This is a genomic window from Actinomyces sp. ZJ308, from assembly GCF_011752065.1.
GTDB lineage: Bacteria > Actinomycetota > Actinomycetes > Actinomycetales > Actinomycetaceae > Actinomyces.
In genome coordinates, this window is sequence record NZ_JAAIJY010000012.1 from 37,434 (window position 1) to 56,514 (window position 19,081).

A 19,081-nucleotide genomic window follows, 5' to 3' on the forward strand; every position below is an offset into this window, starting at 1 on the left:
CATCAGGAAGGAAGCCCATGACCACGCGCGCCCGGACCGCAGCCCTCATCGACCACACCCTCCTCAAGCCCGAGGCCACCGCCGCCCAGGTCGAGGTGCTCATCGCCGAGGCCGCCGCCCTGGGCACCTACAGCGTCTGCGTCTCCCCGAGCCTGCTCCCGCTGGACCTGCCTGCCGGCCTGCACCTGGCCACCGTCTGCGGCTTCCCCTCCGGCGCCCACGCCACCGCCGTCAAGGCCGCCGAGGCCGCCGACGCCGTCGCCAAGGGAGCCGAGGAGATCGATATGGTCGTCAACCTCCGCCTCGTCAAGGAGGGCGACCTCGACGGCGTCGAGGCCGATATCCGAGGTGTGCGCGAGGCCTGCCCGGGCGCCGTCCTCAAGGTCATCATTGAGTCCGCCGCCCTCACTGATGAGGAGATCGTCGCCACCTGCCGCGCTGCCGAGGCCGCCGGCGCCGACTTCGTCAAGACCTCCACCGGCTTCCACCCCGCCGGCGGCGCCTCCATCCACGCCGTCGCCCTCATGCGCGCCACCGTGGGCGACCGCCTCGGCGTCAAGGCCTCCGGTGGTATCCGCACCGCCGCAGACGCCCTCGCCATGGTCGAGGCCGGCGCCAACCGCCTGGGCCTGTCCGCCTCCGCCGCCGTTCTGGAGGGACTGGACGACTGAGCGGCTCCTGCGCGACTGAGAACCCCTGACGGGCCCGGCATCTGGCGACAGCACTGCCGGGCCCGCACTCGTGCGTGCGAGGAAGGATCGCCTCGACTTGCAAAGTTTCGGGTACCCGAAACTATACTCGGCGCCATGAGAACCATCCCCACTATGAGCCGCCGCAGCGTCGCGGCACTCGCCTGCCTCACCCTGTCCCTCCCGACCCTGGCGGCCTGCGGTCGTAGCTCGACCTCCGCCGACGCGTCGGGAACGGTCAAGGCGGTGGCCTCCACCACCCAGATCTGCGACTACATCACCCAGCTCGCTTCTGGAGACGCCTCCAGTGATCTCTCCTTCGACCGCACCGGTGCGGACGGCAAGACCCAGCACTTCGGCGCCGACGCCGCCAAGGCCAAGTCGCGTCTCAAGCTCACTTGCCTGCTGGCACCCAACGCCTCCGCGCACGAGCACGACATGACCACCGCCCAGTCCAAGGCCCTGTCCGAGGCGGACCTCTTCTTCATCTCCGGGGTCGACCTGGAGCACTTCCTGGACTCCGCCGTCGACTCCACCGGCTTCAAGGGAACCATGGTGGTGACCTCCGGCGTCGCCGGAGCGGCCGACGTCGACGACCTCGCCGCCCAGCAGAAGGAGGAGGAGGGCAAGCCCTACAAGGTCGACCGGGGCAGTGCCAAGGTCGAGGTCGCCAAGTGGCCCTTCCCGGCGGAGGAGGGGGAGAGTGAGCCCGAGTTCCGCTTCGACCCGCACGTGTGGACCTCGCCGAAGAACGCCATCGTCCAGGTCACCAACATCGGTGCCGCCCTGGAGAAGGCCGCCCCCGACCAGGCCAGTGTGTTCCGCAGTCACGTGGACGCCTACGTCGCCAGGCTCAAGAAGCTCGACGAGTGGGCGGCCAGCTCCCTGAGCTCGGTGCCCCAGGACAAGCGCGTCCTGTTCACCAGCCACGACGCCTTCGGCTACTTCAGCAACGAGTTCGGCGTGAAGTTCGAGGGTGCGGCCCTGTCCGACTTCAACGCCCAGCAGGACGCCACCGCCGACAAGATCCAGGAGACCGCGGACAAGGTCAAGGCCTCCGGCGCCGTGGCCATCTTCGCCGAGAACTCCAACAACCCCAAGTCCGTCCAGAAGGTCGCCGAGGTCGCCGGGGTCAAGGCGGTCATCGGCGACGAGGCCCTCTACGGCGACTCCCTGGGCACCCCCGGATCCGACGGAGAGACCTACATCGGCTCCATCCTCCACAACGTCTCCAACCTCACCAAGGCCTGGGGCGGCACGGTCACCGAGATCCCCGCCGACCTCGCCCAGTGGACGCCCAAGGCATCCGACGTCAAGTGAGGCACCGCATGACAGACCCCCGTGATCACGCACCCGTCTCGGCCGAGCCGGTCGTCACCCTGGAGGACGCCTCCTTCTCCTACGGCTCCTCCACCGTGCTCACCGGCGTCGACGGCCGGGTCCCGGCCGGGCAGGCCCTCGCCCTCGTCGGCCCCAACGGCTCGGGCAAGACCACCCTCATGCGGGCCCTGCTCGGCATGGTGAGCGTCACTGCCGGACGGGTGCGGGTCAACGGGGCGGCTCCGGGGCGCGCCCCGCGAGGGTCTGTCGGATACGTCCCCCAGGTCAGCGACCTCGACCCCACCTTCCCCGTCACCGTGCGGGAGGTGGTCCAGATGGGCATGTACTCCCAGCTCGGTATCCTGCGGCGCCCCGGCGCCGAGACCCGTCGTCGGGCCCTGGAGGCTCTTGAGAGCGTCGGCCTGGCCGACCGCGCCGAACGCCGCTTCGGCACCCTGTCCGGCGGCCAGCAGCAGCGCGTCCTCGTGGCGCGCTGCGTGGCCGCCAGGCCCCGCCTCATCCTCCTGGACGAGCCCTTCAACGGCCTGGACCAGCCCAACCGCGAGGCCCTGCTGTCCATCATCACTGATCTCAAGGCTCAGGGCATCTCCCTGATCATCTCCACCCACGACCTGGTCCTGGCCCAGGAGACCTGCGAGCAGGCGGCGCTCCTGGCCGGGCGTCAGGTCGCCTTCGGGCCCCGCGACGAGGTCCTCGTGGCCCGCTACATCGACGAGGCCTACGGCGGCCACGGCACCACCCGACTGCTGGGCCTGCGCTCGGCGGCCGACGCGGGGGAGTCCCAGTGAACGGCTTCATGACGCTCTTCAGTCAGGCCCTCGAGCAGTTGCGCCTGGCGGCCGTGAACGTCCCGGGCCTGACGTCCCTGGCCGATGCCCCCTTCCTCTTCCGGCCCCTGATCATGGTGGTGCTCCTGGGCGTCGTCGCCGGCGTCATCGGCGTCATCATCAACCTGCGCAGCGCCGAGTTCAGCGCCGAGGCCATGGTCCACGCCGTCTTCCCCGGGATCGTCGCCGGCGCCGTCTACTGGGGGATCAACGCGATCATCCCGGCCGCCTCCGTGGTGGCCGTCGCCGCGGCCCTGGTCCTGACGATCGTCTCCCACCGGGCGCGTCGGGGTGAGGCCTCCGAGGCCGGCACCGCCGTCGTGCTGACTAGCTTCTTCTCGATCGGGCTCATCCTCTCCCTGGCCAAAGGCGACATGTCCGGCCAGCTCGAGGCCCTCATGTTCGGTCGCCTCCTGGAGGTCACCGATGAGCGCCTGGCCCAGGCGCTCATCGTGTGCGTCGTCGCGCTCGTGCTCATTGCGGCCACCTGGAAGGAGCAGGTCGCCTACGCCTTCGACCGCACCGGCGCCCGCGCCTCGGGGCTGAGGCTCCTCGCACTCGACCTGGTCCTCAACACCGCCATCGCGGCGGCGGTCGTCTCGGCCTCGACGGCGGTGGGCACCCTCCTCGTCATCGGCTACCTCGTCATCCCCGGAGCGACGGCGCGCATCCTCGCCTCGCGGGTGCGCACCATGGTGCTCGTCGCCATCGCCGTCGGGGTGGGTGGCGGCTATCTCGGAATGCTGCTCATGGCCCTGCCTGAGACCCTCGACAAACCGGTCTCCCCGCAGGCCGCCGTGGCCCTGGTCATGACCGCGATCCTCCTCCTCGCCGTCGGCATCGCCGCCGCACGCGAGCGGCTGCGCGGGGCGCTGCGGCGAGCCCGGTCGGTACAGGCGGCGGTCCCGACGACGGCGTCTCGCGCGGGCGCGGACGACGCCTCGCACGATGCTGCGGCCGTACGGGACGCCGAGGCCTCGCTCGCCGAAGGGAGCCGGGTATGAGCATCGGGCTCGACATCCTCCTGCTGCCCATCATCGAGGTCGTCCTCATGGGGCTGCTGGCCGGCCTGGTGGGGGCGATCGCGCTGGTCCACCGCAGGATCTTCTTCACCGAGTCACTCACCCACGCGACCTTCCCCGGCGCGATCGTCGGCGTCGTCGTGGCCGCATGGATCTCGCAGGCGCTGCTTGGCCAGCGCGCCGACTTCACCCTCCTGTCCAGCCTGGTGCTGGTGGGGGCGGGTCTCATGTGCCTGCCGATGATCTGGCTCATGCGACGGCTCTCGCAGGTACCGGGCATGACGTCCCAGTCGGCGGCCGGCGTCGTCCTCACCTTCGGGTTCGCCCTGGGCTACTTCCTCTCCAAGTGGTTCTCGCCGCTGCCCCTCAAGGTGGACTCCTTCCTGGCCGGATCCGTCCTCAATGTCAGCCGCGTGGACGTCATCGCCGTCGGCGTCGTCCTGGTGCTCACGGTGCTCGTGCTCCTCGTGGCCGGGCGATTCCTCACCTTCTACAGCTTCGACCCGCTGGGCTACCGCGCCAGCGGCCTGCGCCCCGCCTGGGCCGAGGCCACCGTCATGCTCATGATCACGCTGACCATCGTCATGCTGGTCCCGGCCGTCGGCACGATCCTGCCCATCGCACTCATCGCCGCACCTGCGGCCGCGCTGGCGCCGTGGACCTCCACCATGCGCCGGCTGCTCGTGGCGGCCCCGATCCTCGGGGCCGCCACGGCCCTGGCGGGGCTGCTGGTCGCCGTGCGCTTGAGCCTGTCAGCGGGCGGTGTCATCGCCGTGGCCTCGGGGCTGGTGTACGTCATCTCCGCCGCCGCCCACTGGGTTGCGATGAGCAGGATCCGGGCCAGGATCCCGGTCCGGCACTGACATCAAGCCCGGAACGGTTCAGTCACATGTCAGGAGGCGCGGCGCGAGCGCATGGCTCTGAGCTGGGTGAGTGAGGAGTCCTCCGAAAGCTCCTGGTAGCGCGTCGAGCCGAGAGGGACCAGCGCCACCCGGCCCTGGCCATCATGGTGGAAGCCCCAGCCGTAGCGCTTGGCCAGCGGTGAGGAGCGCAGGCAGGCCTGAGGCTTGGCGAAGAAGGCCTCCCGCCGGGCGGCCCGCTCCGGGGGCTCGATGCCCTGACGGATGGCGTGCACCTCGAACAGCAGGTCGTCGGAGGTCAGCTCGTAGGGGCGCTCACTGAGGAGCCGGTACTGGAGGAGGGCGATCGTCGGGGGCCTGCCCGCCGGGCCGGCAGGAGGCTCCTGCGCGCCCTGCGCCGGGCAGTCCTCGGCAACCCGGATGAATGTCTCGGTGTAGTTGGTGCTGCTCATGGCCAGAACGCTAAGGGGACCGGCAGGGGCGGCATAGGAGAAAGGCGACAGGTGGCGGTGGATGGCACGACGGCGGCTGCGAGGCACGGGTGCGTGCCACACTAGAGGCCATGTCAGCCGATCTGGACTGTGGCCCACGGGAGTCCCCGATCCGTCCGCGGGAGCGCACCGGGGTGCTGGCACCGGACAACCTCACCCGTTACCGCGCGCACTGGGTGGCACCCGATCCCGCGGTGGCCGACGTCGTCGACCAGTACTGGCACGTCTCATGGAACCTGGGCGACCAGAGCGTGGACCAGCGGATCATCGACGCCCCGGCCGTGACCCTGACGGTGGAGGAGGGTGATGTGCCCGCGCCCCTGGTCATCACCGGAGTCCAGGCCCGCGCCTGGCACCGCACGATCCACGGCCATGGAAGGGTCTTCGCCATACGGCTGCGACCCGCGGGACTCGCCGTCCTCAGCGCCCTGTCGCCCCAGCGCCTGGCCAACGCCACGCTTCCCCTGACCGAGGAGCTGGACGCTGGACTGCACGCACTCATGCGCAGGATCGCAGCCCACCCCACGCCCCGGGCCCGCGCCCGGGCCGCCGATGAGGCGATCCGGGCACGGCTGGCCGACCACCCGCCCTCGGAGGGCGGCCTCCTGGCCAACCGGGTGGTCGATGAGCTGCGCTCCCGGCTTCACCGGCGCACAGGCGACTCCCTGCCTGCGGCCCTGCACGTCAGCGAGCGCACGATCCAGCGCTGCCTGCGCGCCACCCTGGCACGCGGTCCGAGATGGGTGGGGCACCGCATCAGGCTCCAAGAGGTGGTTCTGGCGCTCACAACGCGCCCTGACGCCGACCTGGCCACGATCGCCGCCGATCTCGGCTTCGCCGACCAGTCCCACCTGGCGGGCGCCTTCAGGGCCGCCTGCGGACTGAGCCCCAGCGCCTACCGACGCAGCCTTGAGGTCCTCATCAACGGATGATCAACGAGATGATGCGCATGCCACCCACACCCTAGGACTCGCACCTCTCATCGACGAGGCCCCACCCTTCTGAGAAAGCCGGTGTCGAAGAGCGACGTGAGAGACCGGGGCCGGCTCAGGCGGCGATCCCCAGGACACCGCGCAGGTCGGCCTTGATGGCCTCCAGACGCTCAGCCGCCGCCTCGCGAACCTCGGCCACCGGTGCGTCACCCACCGGCAGGATCACCTCGCAGTAGCACTTGAGCTTGGGCTCAGTCCCGGAAGGACGCACGACGACCCGGTCGTCCGAGGCCGTCACCCACACCAGCCCGTTCGTGGGAGGCAGTGTGCCGCCATTGCCGTCCGAGACGCCGTCGAGCAGGTCCACCGTCGTGGTGACCGGGGAGCCGGCGAGCTTGGCCGGGGCCCCGCCCGAACGCAGGCGCTCCATGGTCGCGGTGATGATGCCGAGGTCCTCGACCCGCATACTCAACGGACTCGTGGCGTGCAGGCCGTGCTCACGAGCCAGCCGGTCGAGCAGGTCCTGCAGTGTTCGCCCCTGCTGCTTGAGCACGGAGGTCAGTACCGCCAGCCTCACCGAGGCGGAGATGCCGTCCTTGTCCCGCACCGCGGCAGGATCCACGCAGTAACCCAGCGCCTCCTCGTAGCCGAAGACCAGACCCGGCTCCCGGCTGATCCACTTGAATCCCGTCAGCGTGCGGCGGAACCCCAGTCCGTGGGACTGGGCGATCCGGCGCAGCAGCCGCGAGGAGACCACGGAGCAGGCCAGGACCCCGTTGCCGGCGAACGCGGCCAGCTCGGCGGCCTGCTCACCCAGGAGCGCACCGACCTCGTCTCCGGTCAGCTGGCGCCAGCCGCTGGGAGCGTCCTCGTCCGGGACGGCGGCCGAGCAGCGGTCAGCATCAGGGTCGTTGGCGATCACCAGGTCCGCCTCGACCTCTCGCGCCTTGTCCAGCGCCAGGTCCAGGGCCCCGGGCTCCTCCGGGTTGGGGAATGCCACCGTCGGGAAGTCGGGATCGGGATCGAACTGCTCGGCCACCTCGACGACGTCGGTGAACCCGACCCGGGCAAGCACCTCACGGCAGGTGGCTCCGCCCACGCCGTGCATCGCCGTCAGTACGATCCGCACCGGGGCGGGGGCCTTCATCCGGGCCGCCTGCGCGGCCCGCTCGACGTACTCCTCGCGGATGGCCGGATCGGCCGTCTCCCAGCCCGACTGCGGGCGGGGCACGGACGTCACCGGCCCGACGGCGTCGATCGCCGACGCGATCTGAGCATCATAGGGAGGGACGATCTGAGCGCCCTGGCCCCAGTCGGTCACTGCCCGTCCACCCAGGTAGACCTTGTATCCGTTGTCCTGGGGAGGGTTGTGCGAGGCGGTCACCATGACGCCGGCGTCGGCCTCCAGGCGCCGCAGCGCGAAGGCGAGGACCGGAGTGGGACAGTGCGACTCGAAGAGGATGGCCCGCCCACCCGCACCCGTGACCACCGCGGCCGTGTCGCGGGCGAACTGCTCGGAGTTGTGACGGGCGTCGTAACCGATGACGACGCTGAAACCCTCGCCAAGACGGTCCCTGAGATAAGCGGACAGACCCGCGGCGGCCCGAATGACGACGACCCGGTTCATCCGGTTGGGGCCGCCGCCCAGGCGGCCGCGCAAGCCGGCCGTACCGAAGGCCAGCGTGCCGCTGAAGGCGTCACCGAGGGCCGCCCGAGCGACCTCAGCCCGCTCGCCCTGAGAGCGGGCAGCAGCCAGGAGCTCAGTGAGCTCGGCGCGGGTGACAGGATCCGGATCGTCCTGTATCCAGGCGTTCACGGCAGCGTCGTCGTATACGTCTACGGGGCCTCGGGTCATATCCGTGACGGTACCGCGACAAAAGTGCCGAAAGCGTTCATAATGACTCTCCTCACGGGTGTTTCCAGACACAAGGAGAATCGTGTCAACGAAGCCTCAGGTCACACGTAGAATAAGTGTTTCCAAACTAAATTCAGTTTATAATTCGATTCTTTTCTAGACGTCCAGGACATCTGATGACACGGCGGAATTTAACGGTGGAATCGGTTGGACCGCAACGAGACGTCATTGGAGCACCTCGCCTCCAGTAGCCTCGGATCATGACCTCCTCGACGACGTCCTCGGCCTCGCCGGATCCTGCTCCGAGTCGCTCCTCCACCGTCACCCTGCCCCCGCTGACGGGGCCGGGTGCAGCGAGCCCCGCCGAGCTGACCCTGGCCCTGGTGAGCACCCGCAGCGTCTCCGGCACCGAGGCCCCGCTGGCCGACGCCGTCGAGGCGGCTCTGGACGAGCTGGAGCACCTGGAGGTCCTGCGCCACGGCAACACCATCGTCGCCCGCACCCACCTGGGTCGCCCCGAGCGGGTCGTCATCGCCGGTCACCTCGACACGGTCCCCGTCTCCCTGCGCACCGACAACGTTCCCGGGCGCCTCGAGCGCCGCGAGGGCGCCGAGGTCATCTGGGGGCGCGGCAGCGTCGACATGAAGGGCGGGGCGGCCGTCGCCCTCCACCTGGCCGCCACGCTGAGCGCGCCGCGCCGCGACGTCACCTGGGTCTTCTACGACAACGAGGAGGTCACCAGCGACCTCAACGGCCTGGGGCTGACGCTCCAGGCGCACCCCGACTGGCTGGAGGCCGACTTCGCCGTCCTGGGTGAGCCCACCGGCGCCCAGATCGAGGGCGGCTGCAACGGCACCCTGCGCGTCTACCTCACCGTCCACGGCACGGCCGCCCACTCCGGGCGCGCCTGGCGCGGCGTCAACGCCGTCCACGCCGCCGCCCCCATCATCGATCGCGCCGCCAGCGCGCCGGTGCGCGAGGTCGAGGTCGAGGGGCTGACCTACCGGGAGAGCCTCTCGGTGGTGACCATCGAGGCCGGCGTCGCCACCAACACGGTCCCCGACCGCTGCCGCATCGGTGTCAACTACCGCTTCGCCCCCGACCTGAGCGCCGAGCAGGCCCTCGCCCGTGCCCTGCGCATCCTGGCCGGGCTGCCCGCCGACGGCGTCGACCCGGCCGGCGAGACGGGCCGCACGGGTGACACGGGGCTGCCCGTCATCACCGCGGGGACCGGGAGGGTCGACGTCGTCGTCGACGATCTCTCACCTGCGGCCCGTCCCGGCCTGGACTCGCCGCTGGCCGCCGAGCTCGTCGCAGCCGTGCGGGCCCGTGGGGGAGGGGTCGGCCCCAAGTACGGGTGGACCGACGTCGCCCGCTTCTCCGCGGCCGGGGTCCCCGCGGTCAACCTCGGCCCCGGTGACCCGATGCTCTGCCACACCGACGACGAGCACTGCCCGGTCGAGCAGATCGACGCCGTCACCTCCATCCTGCGCGACTGGCTGGCCTGAGCCGGCTCCTGCTCGCACTCACCTCACACTCACCGCCCCGTACTCACCGCCCGCCACTCCCGCGGGCCGGTCTCTTCTCCCTCACGGCCGGTTTAAGGGATCATGGCCGCATGAGTACACGCGAGTCCTACCGCAAGGGACCAGTGGTGCTGCGCGGCACCCAGATCCCCACCCAGACCACCGACGCGCGCCTGCTGAGCAGCGCCGCCGACGCCGACTGGCTCCACGCCGACCCGTGGCGAGTCATGCGCATCCAGGCCGAGTTCGTTGAGGGCTTCGGCGCCCTGGCCGAGCTGGGACCGGCCATCAGCGTCTTCGGCTCGGCCCGTACCCGGCCCGAGGACCCCACCTACCAGGTGGCGCAGGAGGTCGGGGCCGGGCTGGCCCGCGCCGGCTACGCCGTCATCACCGGCGGCGGCCCGGGCATGATGGAGGCCGCCAACCGCGGCTGCCACGAGGCCGGCGGAACCTCGGTGGGGCTCGGCATCGAGCTGCCCCACGAGCAGGGCATGAACGACTACGTCGACCTCGGGGTCAACTTCCGCTACTTCTTCGCCCGCAAGACCATGTTCGTCAAGTACTCCGACGGCTTCGTCGTCATGCCCGGCGGCATGGGCACCCTCGACGAGCTCTTCGAGGCCCTCACCCTGGTCCAGACCCAGAAGATCTCCTCCTTCCCCATCGCGCTGGTGGACGGCGGATACTGGGGCGGGCTGCTCGAGTGGGTGCGCACCACCATGATCGAGCGGGGCATGATCTCGCCAAGGGACCCTGACCTGCTGCACGTCGTCGACGGCGCCGAGGAGGCCGTGAGCTACGTGGTGGGCGCCGCCCGCCGACTGCGTAACGGGCAGGACAGGGCGTGAATCGCGTCATGGCAGACGCATCCTCGAACGTTGCACCTTGAATGTCGTAGAATATGACAGGTCGCGCGGCGATGTGCCCGCGCAGCACTGACGAAAGGTGAGCACATGGCTGCCATGAAGCCCCGGACCGGAGACGGCCCTCTCGAAGTCGTCAAGGAAGGCCGCGCCATCATCATGCGGGTTCCGCTTGAAGGCGGCGGTCGGCTCGTCCTCGAGATCACGGCCGACGAGGTCAAGGAGCTTGGAGAGGCCCTGGCCAACGCCAAGATCTGATCGATCCAGGCGGTCTGGGTACGAATCGGCCCACTCGGTCCTCGGCGTCGAGGAACCAGCGGCCGGGCCATCCAGCCTACGAAGAGAGGGTCGGACCCACGACGGGTCCGACCCTTCTTCTCTGCGCTGCCCTCCCTGTCCGGTCTGATGGTGCGCGACTCAGGTCTGGCGCACGGAGACGAGCAGGCCGTCGCCGACCGGCAGCAGCGTCGTCAGCAGTGCCCGGGAGGCGCGCAGCGCCTTGCCGAGCTCGCGAGCGGCCACCGTGGTGACGTCGCGGCGGGCCGGGTCGGCCACATGGTCGTTCCACAGGGCCCGAGTGACGGCCAGCACCCCGCCGCGACGCAGCATCCGCAACGCGTTGGAGGCCAGGAGGATCGCCTCCTCCGGGGCGACGTCGAGCACCACCATGTCGTAGGAGCGCGCGGCCATCCGGGGCATGACGTCGGAGGCCCGACCCTGGATGATGCGGGTGCGCGACGAGGGGTAGCCGGCGCCGTCGAAGGCGCGGCGGGCCTCGCGCTGGAGCTCGGGCTCGACGTCGATCGTCGTGAGGACCCCGTCGGAACCCATACCGCCGAGCAGCCACAGGCCCGAGACGCCGGTGCCGGTGCCCACCTCGGCCACGGACTTGGCGCCCACCGAGGCGGCCAGCATCCGCAGCGCCGCACCGGTCCCCGAGGACACCGGGGTGATGCCGAGCTCAAGGCCGCGTATACGGGCCTGGGCGGTGGCCTCGTCCTCCGCGGTGAAGTCCTCCGTGTAGGACCAGCTCAGCGTCTTGTCCGCACTCACTGTGAGCCTTTCTTCTGCTGCGGGGCGCCAGGCGCGGCCCCTCGATCCACATTGTTCCAGGTGTTCGGCCAGATGGGGGGAAGGGCGGGCACCCGGGTGAGTCCGCCGGTAGGCGAACTGAGACGCAGCCGGTACGGGGGGACTCCCTATACTGAGCGACGTGTTCGGCATTTCTGGATCTGAGTTCCTCGTCATCGTCCTGGTGGCGGTGATCGTGGTCGGGCCGCAGCGCTTGCCCGAGTACACCCGCAAGCTCACGCAGCTGGTGCGTCAGCTCAGGGTGTTCCTGGACAACGCGCGCAGCCAGATCGCCGAGGAGGTCGGCCCCGAGATGGCCGACCTGGACCTGTCCAGCCTCGACCCGCGCCAGTACGACCCGCGCAAGATCGTGCGCGACGCCCTGGGTGAGGACATCGACGCCATCCGGGACGACCTCGCTCACCCCTTCCGGTCCGTCGGCTCGGCCGCCAAGGAGATCTCCGACGACGCCGCCAAGGCCGTCAACGACGTCGTCAAGCAGGACCGGGCCAACTCACTGAGCAAGCAGATCGAGGCCAAGCGGGCCGAGCAGCTCGCTGAGAGGGACACCGCGAAGGACACGTCCGACGACGCTGAGAGGGATGGCAGGGAGACGGTGCAGGCGGGAACGCCTGAGGACAGCGCCTCTGCCGAGCCTCAGGACGTACCGGAGGGCGGCCACGTCGATGACGTGACCGAGGCCGTTGAGAGCACTGAGACGTCTGGGAGCGAAGACTCCGAAGACTCTGCCCCGCCGCAGGGCGTGCTCGAAAAGACGGACAGCGCCGAGACCGAGGCTGAGCCCGAGCCGGCTGAGCCCGCAGATCAGGCAGGGGCTCAGACTGAGCCGGAGGCCGTCGAGGATGAGCAGCCGGAGCCGGCCGAGCAGTCACACCCCGGTGAGCAACCGGCCGAGCCGGAGACCGCACCCGAGTCCGTGGACGTCCCGGTGAAGGTCCCGGCGAGCCTCGCCGAGCCGAGTACCGATCCCGAGCAGCCGGAGGAGGCCCCCGAGGCGGCCGACGATCACGCCGACCGGGTGCGTCCGCTCTCCCCGCGTGACATCGTGCGCGCCGCCAACGCCGCCGCTCGCACCCGTGCCGAGGCCGCGCGCGTCGCCGTCGACTTCTAACCCACCGAGCCGGTCAGAATTCGCGTAGCCGGACGGAAAAACAGTCCGGCTACGCGAGGAATGTCGGTCTCGACGAGAAATCAGATCACGCCGGGGTGACTCCCAGGCTCTTGCCGGCCAGGCCGCGGGCGCGGTGCGTCAGGCGCTGGGCGACGGCGGACAGCTCCAGGGCCGCGGGGGCGTCGGCGGCGGGCCTGCCGTCATCGGCGACGGTGGCGGGGTGCCCGGTGTCGGAGCCCTCACGCAGGCGGATGTCCAGGGGGAGCTGGGCCAGCAGCGGCACTTCGTAGCCGAGGGTCTCGCTCAGGGAGGCGCTGACGATCGTGCCCCCGCCGGAGCCGAAGATCTCCAGGCGCGAGCCGTCGGGCTGGGTCATGTAGGACATGTTCTCGATGACACCGACCACCCTCTGGTGGGTCTGGGCGGCGATGAGGCCGGTGCGCTCGGCCACCTCGGCGGCGGCCGTCTGCGGGGTGGTGACCACGAGGATCTCCGCATTGGGCAGCAGCTGGGCCACCGAGATGGTCACGTCACCGGTCCCGGGCGGCAGGTCCAGCAGGAGAACGTCCAGATCGCCCCAGAAGACGTCGGAGAGGAACTGCTGGACGGCACGGTGCAGCATGGGGCCGCGCCAGACCACCGGCTGCTTGTCCTCGACGAACATGCCGATCGAGATGACCTTCACCCCGTGGGCCACGGGCGGCACGATCATGCCGTCGAGCTGGGTGGGGACCCGGTCCACGCCCAGCATGCGCGGGATGGAGAAGCCGTAGATGTCGGCGTCGACGACGCCCACGCTCAGGCCCTGGGCGGCCATGGCGGCCGCCAGGTTCGCCGTCACCGAGGACTTGCCGACCCCGCCCTTGCCGGAGGTGACGGCGTAGACCCGAGTGAGGTTGCCCGGCTGGGTGAAGGGGACCACCGGCTCGGCGGCCCCTCCGCGCAGGCGGCGGCGCAGCTCGGCCTTCTGCTCGTCGTTCATGACCCCCAGGCTCACCTCGACCCCGGTGACGCCCTCGACGGAGCCGACCTCCCGCTGGGTGTCGGCGGTGATCGTGTCCTTCAGGGGACACCCGGCCACGGTCAGCAGCACCTCGACGCTGACCACGCCGTCCTCGGCGATGTCAACGGAGGAGACCATTCCCAGGTCGGTGACGGGGCGGCGCAGCTCGGGGTCGATGACCCTGTCCAGCGCCTCCATGACGGCGTCATGAGTCGGTAGCGGCATGGCCCCATCCTAGAGGCGGCGCTTGGCGCCTCAACAGGTGGCACGTCCCACGTGAGGCCGGGCGGGCCGCGCTCAGTGCGAGGCGTGCTGACCGGGCTGGGCACCGGGATCGTCGTCGGCGCCCTCCTGGAACTCCGCGATCTCGGTGATCTCCTCGCGGGTGAGGCGCTCCTCGGCGAGGATCTCGCTGAGCATGTCGCGCAGTTCGCTGCGCACGAAGTCGCGGGTGGCGACGTCGTTCATGGCCAGGCGCAGGGCGGCGATCTCCCGGGTGAGGAACTCGGTGTCCTCCAGGTTGCGCTGGGCGCGCTGGCGGTCTTGCTCGGCGGTGACGCGGTCGCGGTCGTCCTGGCGGTTCTGGGCCAGCATGATGAGGGGGGCCGAGTAGGAGGCCTGGGTGGAGAAGGCCAGGTTGAGCAGGATGAAGGGGTAGGGGTCCCAGGCGGCCTTCTCGCCCTGCGTCTTGGCCAGCAGGAGGTTCGCGACGATCCACACGAAGACGAAGATCGACATGTAGAGCACGAACTGGGGCGATCCCATGAAGCGGGCGGTCGCCTCGGCGAAGCGCCCGAATCCGTCCGAGCGGGAGGCCCGTGCCGGATGGGTTCTGCGCAGCCACCGCAAGCGGTTGTCGGGCAAGGGCTGGTCGAGCTGGTCAGGCATTGGCGCCCCTCTCGATCGTCTCGTCGGTGACGGCCTCGTCGGCCACGCGCCAGTCGTCGGGCATGAGGTGGTCCAGGACGTCGTCGACGCTGACGGCGCCCAGGAGGCGCCCGGCGTCGTCGAGGACCGGCAGGGCGGTCAGGTTGTAGGTGGCCAGCAGGCGGGTGACGGTGCCGATGGAGTCCTCGGCGCGCACGGAGTCGACGTCGGTGTCCACGATCGAGCCGACCAGCCGCTGCGGGCGCTCGCGCAGCGCCCGCTGGAAGTGGACCACGCCCACGAACTTGCCGGTGGGCGACTCCAGGGGCGGGCGGCACACGAAGCCGATGGCGGCCAGGGCCGGGGGGATCTCGGCCTTGCGGGACTGGGCCAGGAAGGTCGCCACCGTCGCCTCGGGGGGCAGGATGATCGGCTCGGTGGTCATGAGGCCGCCGGCGGTGTAGTCGTCGTAGGCCATGAGGCGGCGCACGTCCTCGGCCTCCTCGGGCTCCATGAGGCCCAGGAGCTCGGTGGCCTTGAGCTGGGGGAGGTCGGCGACCAGGTCGGCCGCGTCGTCGGGCTGCATGGCGTCCAGGACGTCGGCGGCGCGTCCGGCCTCCAGGCGGGACAGGAGCGCGACGGCGTCCTCGTTGCCGAGCTCCTCCAGGACATCGGCCAGGCGCTCATCGGTCAGCTCGGCGGCCACACGCATCTGGCTGTCCTGGGGAAGGTCGCGCATGACGTCGGCCAGGTCGGCGGCCTTGAGGTCCTCCAGGGTGGCCAGCAGCGCGGTGGCGCCCTGCTGATCGGCGCTGGCGGCCAGGCCCGTGACCTCGTCGGGGCGCACGGTGAAGGTCTCCCCGCGGCGCAGGCCCAGCGGCCCGGTGGCGGCCCGCTGGACGAACAGGCGGGTCACCTTCCAGTCCATGCCGCGGTCGCGCTCGATGGCCACGTCCCGCACGGTGACGTTGCCGGAGCCGTCGCGCATCGTGACCACGCGGTCCAGCAGCTCGCCGACCACAAGGGTCTCGACGTGCCGCTGGGTGAAGCGGCGGATGTTCATCAGGCCCGTGGTGATGACGGCGCCGGGCTCGATCGCGGTGATCCGGGACAGGGGCAGGAAGACGCGGCGCCGGCTGGAGACCTCGATGACGAAGCCGACCGCCCGCGGCTCGCCTCGCATCTGCAGCAGGACGACGACGTCATGGACCTTGCCCACCGCGTCGCCCAGAGGGTCGAAGACGGAGGTGCCGATGAGGCGGGCCACAAAGACCCTGCTGGTCGTGCGCGTCCTGGTGTTCTCCACAAGCCAAGCCTATGCGCCTGAGGCGTGAATGCCTGCCGATGGGTCTGTACCGCGTGCCCGCGCGTGCGACGATAGCCCCCATGAGTGCCAATCCGAGCCCGCTGTCCTCCCTGTCCTCGTCCAGTGGCGGTGTCATGCCCCAGGGCGAGGAGGTGGCCTCCTTCGCGACCTACCCCGAGGCGCAGAGGGCCGTCGACGCCCTGTCCGACCAGGGCTTCCCGGTCCAGCACCTGGCGATCATCGGCACCGACCTGCGCCAGGTCGAGCGCATCACCGGGCGCATGAGCTGGGGGCGCGCGGCGATGTCGGGCGCCATGAGCGGTCTGTGGATCGGGGTGTTCTTCGGCCTCATCATGTCGGTGGCCGGCAACAGCGGGCCCCGGCTCAGCTTCTGGGCCTGCGTGCTGCTGGGGGTGCTGTGGGGCATCGTCTTCCAGCTCTTCAGCTACGCCCTGACGCGCGGGCGACGCGACTTCACCTCGATCAGCCAGGTCGTGGCCTCTCGCTACTCGATCATCGCCGCCCGTGAGGCCCGTGAGGCGTCCCAGGCGCTGGCCGATGTCCCGGGCAACCTCTCGCGCGGGGGAGAGGCCCTGCGCCGGTCCCAGGAGCGCCGTCGGGCCCGGGAGGCGACCTCCGGGCCGACGGCCTTCGGCTCCCGCCCCGACGAGCAGCCCCGCTTCGGGGTGCGACTGCCGCAGCCCGACAGCACCACTCCCGACCTGACTGCCGGCACGGCTCCCGGTACGACCTCGGAGCAACCGCCCAGCACGCCCGCCGTCCCGGACGACTACGACCCGTTCCGGCGCCCCTCGCGCCGGAAGGACCAGGAGGGGCCCGGCGACTCGACGACGTCGCAGGGCCCCGGTGGCGACGCCGGTTCCAGCCACAACGACTGAGGACTGAGGGACAAGGTAATTCAGCGATGAGTATTCCGGTGGGACTGTCGACCGCCTGCGTGGTTCCCGGCAGCGTTCCCGACACCTTCGCGATCGCCCAGGAGCTGGGCTACGACGGCGTCGAGGTCATGGTCTGGAGTGAGAAGGCCTCCCAGGACGCCACCCGCCTGGCGGGCCTGGTGGAGAAGTTCGACCAGCCGGTGCTGGCGGTCCACGCCCCCACGCTGCTGGTGACCCGCGGGGTCTTCGGGGTGGATCCGTGGGACAAGGTGGACCGCTCCATCGAGCTGGCCCACTACCTCGAGGCGCCCACGGTGGTGCTTCACCCGCCCTTCTTCTGGCAGACCCGCTACGCGCGCTCCTTCATCGCCGGGGTCGCTCAGCGTGAGGCCACCACGGGCATCCACCTGGCGGTGGAGAACATGTTCACCTGGAGACCCCGCCACGCCCACTCCACGCGCGACTTCCAGGCCTACTCGCCCACGTGGGACCCGGTGGGGCAGGGATACAAGTCGGTGACACTGGACATCTCCCACGCGGCGACCTCCGGCTCCGACGCCCTGGCCATGGCCCGCTCCCTGGGGCCCACCCTGCGCCACCTGCACCTGACCGACGGCGTGCCCGGGCCCTTGGACGACCACCTGCTGCCCGGCCAGGGCAACCAGGACTGCGTCGGGGTCCTCAAGCACCTGGTGGCCACCGGCTTCGAGGCCGGTGGGGGACAGGTGGTCGTCGAGGTGACCACCAGGTCCATGACGGCCGCCCAGCGCCTGGAGGGGCTCGCCAGCGCGCTCGCCTTCGCCCGTGAGCACCTGGAGGGCGGGGAGCCGGCGCACATCCCCGAGCCGACCCGCAGGCGCTACCGCCGCGGCTGAGCCGCGCTCTAGCAGTAGGCGGCCTCGTGCTCGAGGTGCGAGACGGGCTCGAGCTGGAGGGTCGCGTGCTGGATCTTGACCGGGAAGTGCTCGGCCACGCAGCCCTGGAGGTGGTCGAGGATCTCCTCGGTGTGACCGTCGCGCAGGCACTCGTCGCGCACGACGACGTGCGCGGTCAGTACCGGCATCCCTGAGGCGACCGTCCAGGCGTGCAGGTCGTGAACCTCCTCGACGTGGTCGACGCCGAGCATGTGGGTGCGCACCTGCGCCAGATCCAGCTCCTTGGGCGTGAAGTCCATGAGGACGACCAGGGCCGAACGCAGCAGCGCCACCGCCCGGGGCAGGATGAGGACGGCGATGAGGAGGGAGGCCACGGCGTCGGCCCGGGTCCACCCGGTGCGGGCCACCACCGCGGCCGCGATGATGACGCCCACCGATCCCAGGGCGTCGTTGAGGACCTCCAGGAAGGCGGCTTTCATATTGAGGTTCTCGCCGTGCCCGTCGCCACCACGCCCGCCGGAGAGGACCAGCAGGGCGATGACGTTGGCGGCCAGTCCGATGACGCCCATGACGAGCATGCCGGAGGCCTCGACCCGTGGGGCCACCAGCAGGTTGTGAACCGCCTTGAAGGCCACGAAGACGCCGACGACGGCGAGCATGCCCGCCTGGAGCGCGGCCCCGATGACCTCGGCCCGGCGCATGCCCCAGGTGGAGCGGTCCGTGGCCGGCCGCGCGGACAGGTGCGCGGCCGTCAGGGCCATGACCAGGCCGGCGACGTCGGTGAGCATGTGCCCGGCATCGGCCAGCAGCGCCAGTGATCCGGTCAGCAGTGCCGTGACGATCTCGGCCACCAGGACGGTGGCCGACAGGCACAGGGCGACCAACAGCCGGCCCCGCGAGGCCCCCGCGCCGTGGTTGTGCGAGTGTCCGTGGGTGTGCTCGTGGGCGTGCTCAGAGGTGGGGGAGTGGTCGTCGTGCTCGTGGCTGTCCGAGGCGCTCACAGCGGCTCCTTGTCCCGGCCGTCCCGGCCGTCCTGGCCCGAGGGGCCTGAGGAGTCGGAGGCGATGATGGCGGACAGTGACTCGGCCGCGGCCAGGACCTGCTCAATGGCCTCGGGATTCTCGATCCGGCTGACGTTGGCCCGCCCGTGGGAGTGGCTGGAGATGAGACCGGCGCTGCGCAGGATCGCCAGGTGCTGGGAGACGGTCGACTGGGCCAGGCCCAGGTGCTCGGTCAGCTCCACCACCCGGTGCTCGCCGCCGTGAAGGTGGCGCAGGATCGCCAGACGGGTGGCGTCCCCCAGGACATCGAGCAGGGAGGCCACGGTGGAGGCCTCGTGCACGGCGCCATGATCCTGGGATCGGTCCTCGGGGAGCAGTCCATGTTTCATCGTCATGCGACGATGCTATTCGCAAATGCCGATGATGTGCAAGGGAGAGCTGATCCACCGACCTGAGGGCCGCCCCATGTGACGGGCCGGGTCGGCTGCCACCGCGGCAGCCGACCCGGCCCGTGCGAGCAC

The 19,081-nt window shown here is 70.6% G+C and carries 20 protein-coding genes; 12 read left to right on the top strand and 8 right to left on the bottom strand.

What is annotated here, in order from left to right; translation table 11 throughout:
* Nucleotides 1-17: 17 nt before the first annotated feature.
* From deoC to HCR68_RS06770, 5 genes are all read left to right on the top strand, one after another.
* Nucleotides 18-671 carry a deoxyribose-phosphate aldolase gene (gene deoC / locus HCR68_RS06750; protein WP_167147956.1) on the top strand — a complete coding sequence of 218 codons (654 nt, stop codon included), beginning with the start codon at nucleotides 18-20 and terminating at the stop codon, nucleotides 669-671.
* A 153-nt stretch (nucleotides 672-824) separates the two neighbouring features.
* Nucleotides 825-2,009: a metal ABC transporter substrate-binding protein gene (locus HCR68_RS06755; protein WP_167148059.1), complete on the top strand. Its 1,185-nt coding sequence runs from the start codon at nucleotides 825-827 to the stop codon at nucleotides 2,007-2,009.
* Between the two features lie 8 nt (nucleotides 2,010-2,017).
* Nucleotides 2,018-2,818, top strand: coding sequence for a metal ABC transporter ATP-binding protein (locus HCR68_RS06760; protein ID WP_167147958.1), 801 nt, complete (start codon nucleotides 2,018-2,020; stop codon nucleotides 2,816-2,818).
* 8 nt (nucleotides 2,819-2,826) lie between these two features.
* Nucleotides 2,827-3,861 (top strand): metal ABC transporter permease, encoded by a 1,035-nt coding sequence (locus HCR68_RS06765; RefSeq protein ID WP_167147960.1) that lies wholly within the window; start codon nucleotides 2,827-2,829, stop codon nucleotides 3,859-3,861.
* A complete protein-coding gene (locus HCR68_RS06770; protein WP_167147962.1) occupies nucleotides 3,858-4,742 on the top strand; it encodes a metal ABC transporter permease in 885 nt (294 codons plus the stop codon). Before HCR68_RS06765 ends, HCR68_RS06770 begins: the two co-directional genes overlap by 4 nt.
* A 29-nt stretch (nucleotides 4,743-4,771) precedes the next feature.
* On the opposite strand, the gene HCR68_RS06775 is transcribed toward HCR68_RS06770, so the two are convergent.
* Nucleotides 4,772-5,191, bottom strand: a complete 420-nt coding sequence (locus HCR68_RS06775) for a DUF6157 family protein (RefSeq protein WP_167147964.1) — start codon at nucleotides 5,189-5,191, stop codon at nucleotides 4,772-4,774.
* A 110-nt stretch (nucleotides 5,192-5,301) separates the two neighbouring features.
* Between HCR68_RS06775 and HCR68_RS06780 the strand changes: the two genes are divergently transcribed.
* Entirely contained in the window at nucleotides 5,302-6,162 is an 861-nt protein-coding gene (locus HCR68_RS06780) for a helix-turn-helix domain-containing protein (protein ID WP_167147966.1), read from the top strand.
* A gap of 115 nt (nucleotides 6,163-6,277) precedes the next feature.
* On the opposite strand, the gene HCR68_RS06785 is transcribed toward HCR68_RS06780, so the two are convergent.
* Nucleotides 6,278-8,017, bottom strand: a complete 1,740-nt coding sequence (locus HCR68_RS06785; RefSeq protein ID WP_167147968.1) for a phospho-sugar mutase — start codon at nucleotides 8,015-8,017, stop codon at nucleotides 6,278-6,280.
* Nucleotides 8,018-8,277: 260 nt separating this feature from the next.
* On the opposite strand from HCR68_RS06785, the gene dapE reads away from it, so the two are divergent.
* The 3 genes from dapE to HCR68_RS06800 all read left to right on the top strand — a co-directional run bounded on the left by dapE (nucleotide 8,278) and on the right by HCR68_RS06800 (nucleotide 10,664).
* A complete protein-coding gene (gene dapE / locus HCR68_RS06790; RefSeq protein WP_167147970.1) occupies nucleotides 8,278-9,525 on the top strand; it encodes a succinyl-diaminopimelate desuccinylase in 1,248 nt (415 codons plus the stop codon).
* A 110-nt stretch (nucleotides 9,526-9,635) separates the two neighbouring features.
* Nucleotides 9,636-10,391 (top strand): TIGR00730 family Rossman fold protein, encoded by a 756-nt coding sequence (locus HCR68_RS06795; protein WP_167147972.1) that lies wholly within the window; start codon nucleotides 9,636-9,638, stop codon nucleotides 10,389-10,391.
* A 105-nt stretch (nucleotides 10,392-10,496) separates the two neighbouring features.
* Nucleotides 10,497-10,664, top strand: coding sequence for a DUF3117 domain-containing protein (locus HCR68_RS06800; RefSeq protein WP_003782053.1), 168 nt, complete (start codon nucleotides 10,497-10,499; stop codon nucleotides 10,662-10,664).
* 159 nt (nucleotides 10,665-10,823) lie between these two features.
* On the opposite strand, the gene HCR68_RS06805 is transcribed toward HCR68_RS06800, so the two are convergent.
* Complete coding sequence (locus HCR68_RS06805; RefSeq protein WP_009403872.1) at nucleotides 10,824-11,459, bottom strand: O-methyltransferase; 636 nt, start codon at nucleotides 11,457-11,459, stop codon at nucleotides 10,824-10,826.
* 160 nt (nucleotides 11,460-11,619) lie between these two features.
* Here HCR68_RS06805 and HCR68_RS06810 point away from each other — a divergent pair, with 160 nt between their 5' ends.
* Nucleotides 11,620-12,609: a twin-arginine translocase TatA/TatE family subunit gene (locus tag HCR68_RS06810; RefSeq protein ID WP_167147974.1), complete on the top strand. Its 990-nt coding sequence runs from the start codon at nucleotides 11,620-11,622 to the stop codon at nucleotides 12,607-12,609.
* 85 nt (nucleotides 12,610-12,694) lie between these two features.
* On the opposite strand, the gene HCR68_RS06815 is transcribed toward HCR68_RS06810, so the two are convergent.
* The 3 genes from HCR68_RS06815 to HCR68_RS06825 form a co-directional block, all read right to left on the bottom strand.
* Nucleotides 12,695-13,837: a P-loop NTPase gene (locus tag HCR68_RS06815; protein WP_167147976.1), complete on the bottom strand. Its 1,143-nt coding sequence runs from the start codon at nucleotides 13,835-13,837 to the stop codon at nucleotides 12,695-12,697.
* A gap of 72 nt (nucleotides 13,838-13,909) precedes the next feature.
* Nucleotides 13,910-14,500 carry a DUF1003 domain-containing protein gene (locus tag HCR68_RS06820; RefSeq protein WP_167147978.1) on the bottom strand — a complete coding sequence of 197 codons (591 nt, stop codon included), beginning with the start codon at nucleotides 14,498-14,500 and terminating at the stop codon, nucleotides 13,910-13,912.
* Nucleotides 14,493-15,785 (bottom strand): CBS domain-containing protein, encoded by a 1,293-nt coding sequence (locus tag HCR68_RS06825; protein ID WP_167147980.1) that lies wholly within the window; start codon nucleotides 15,783-15,785, stop codon nucleotides 14,493-14,495. Before HCR68_RS06825 ends, HCR68_RS06820 begins: the two co-directional genes overlap by 8 nt.
* A gap of 80 nt (nucleotides 15,786-15,865) precedes the next feature.
* Here HCR68_RS06825 and HCR68_RS06830 point away from each other — a divergent pair, with 80 nt between their 5' ends.
* Complete coding sequence (locus HCR68_RS06830; protein ID WP_167147982.1) at nucleotides 15,866-16,684, top strand: general stress protein; 819 nt, start codon at nucleotides 15,866-15,868, stop codon at nucleotides 16,682-16,684.
* A gap of 26 nt (nucleotides 16,685-16,710) precedes the next feature.
* Nucleotides 16,711-17,559 carry a sugar phosphate isomerase/epimerase gene (locus tag HCR68_RS06835; protein WP_167147983.1) on the top strand — a complete coding sequence of 283 codons (849 nt, stop codon included), beginning with the start codon at nucleotides 16,711-16,713 and terminating at the stop codon, nucleotides 17,557-17,559.
* Nucleotides 17,560-17,567: 8 nt separating this feature from the next.
* On the opposite strand, the gene HCR68_RS06840 is transcribed toward HCR68_RS06835, so the two are convergent.
* Both HCR68_RS06840 and HCR68_RS06845 read right to left on the bottom strand, forming a co-directional pair.
* Nucleotides 17,568-18,560: a cation diffusion facilitator family transporter gene (locus tag HCR68_RS06840; RefSeq protein WP_167147985.1), complete on the bottom strand. Its 993-nt coding sequence runs from the start codon at nucleotides 18,558-18,560 to the stop codon at nucleotides 17,568-17,570.
* Complete coding sequence (locus HCR68_RS06845; protein WP_167147987.1) at nucleotides 18,557-18,955, bottom strand: metalloregulator ArsR/SmtB family transcription factor; 399 nt, start codon at nucleotides 18,953-18,955, stop codon at nucleotides 18,557-18,559. The genes HCR68_RS06840 and HCR68_RS06845 overlap by 4 nt, the downstream gene beginning before the upstream one ends.
* Nucleotides 18,956-19,081 lie beyond the last annotated feature (126 nt).

Bases quoted from the DNA above. Each gene is read 5' to 3' on its own strand.
- HCR68_RS06780 (WP_167147966.1), top strand. From the start codon at position 5,302: ATGTCAGCCGATCTGGACTGTGGCCCACGGGAGTCCCCGATCCGTCCG.
- HCR68_RS06795 (WP_167147972.1), top strand. From the start codon at position 9,636: ATGAGTACACGCGAGTCCTACCGCAAGGGACCAGTGGTGCTGCGCGGC.
- HCR68_RS06760 (WP_167147958.1), top strand. From the start codon at position 2,018: ATGACAGACCCCCGTGATCACGCACCCGTCTCGGCCGAGCCGGTCGTC.
- HCR68_RS06765 (WP_167147960.1), top strand. From the start codon at position 2,827: ATGACGCTCTTCAGTCAGGCCCTCGAGCAGTTGCGCCTGGCGGCCGTG.
- HCR68_RS06770 (WP_167147962.1), top strand. From the start codon at position 3,858: ATGAGCATCGGGCTCGACATCCTCCTGCTGCCCATCATCGAGGTCGTC.
- HCR68_RS06785 (WP_167147968.1), bottom strand. From the start codon at position 8,017: ATGACCCGAGGCCCCGTAGACGTATACGACGACGCTGCCGTGAACGCC.
- HCR68_RS06820 (WP_167147978.1), bottom strand. From the start codon at position 14,500: ATGCCTGACCAGCTCGACCAGCCCTTGCCCGACAACCGCTTGCGGTGG.
- HCR68_RS06845 (WP_167147987.1), bottom strand. From the start codon at position 18,955: ATGACGATGAAACATGGACTGCTCCCCGAGGACCGATCCCAGGATCAT.
- HCR68_RS06830 (WP_167147982.1), top strand. From the start codon at position 15,866: ATGAGTGCCAATCCGAGCCCGCTGTCCTCCCTGTCCTCGTCCAGTGGC.
- HCR68_RS06775 (WP_167147964.1), bottom strand. From the start codon at position 5,191: ATGAGCAGCACCAACTACACCGAGACATTCATCCGGGTTGCCGAGGAC.
- dapE (WP_167147970.1), top strand. From the start codon at position 8,278: ATGACCTCCTCGACGACGTCCTCGGCCTCGCCGGATCCTGCTCCGAGT.
- HCR68_RS06835 (WP_167147983.1), top strand. From the start codon at position 16,711: ATGAGTATTCCGGTGGGACTGTCGACCGCCTGCGTGGTTCCCGGCAGC.
- deoC (WP_167147956.1), top strand. From the start codon at position 18: ATGACCACGCGCGCCCGGACCGCAGCCCTCATCGACCACACCCTCCTC.
- HCR68_RS06800 (WP_003782053.1), top strand. From the start codon at position 10,497: ATGGCTGCCATGAAGCCCCGGACCGGAGACGGCCCTCTCGAAGTCGTC.
- HCR68_RS06815 (WP_167147976.1), bottom strand. From the start codon at position 13,837: ATGCCGCTACCGACTCATGACGCCGTCATGGAGGCGCTGGACAGGGTC.
- HCR68_RS06755 (WP_167148059.1), top strand. From the start codon at position 825: ATGAGCCGCCGCAGCGTCGCGGCACTCGCCTGCCTCACCCTGTCCCTC.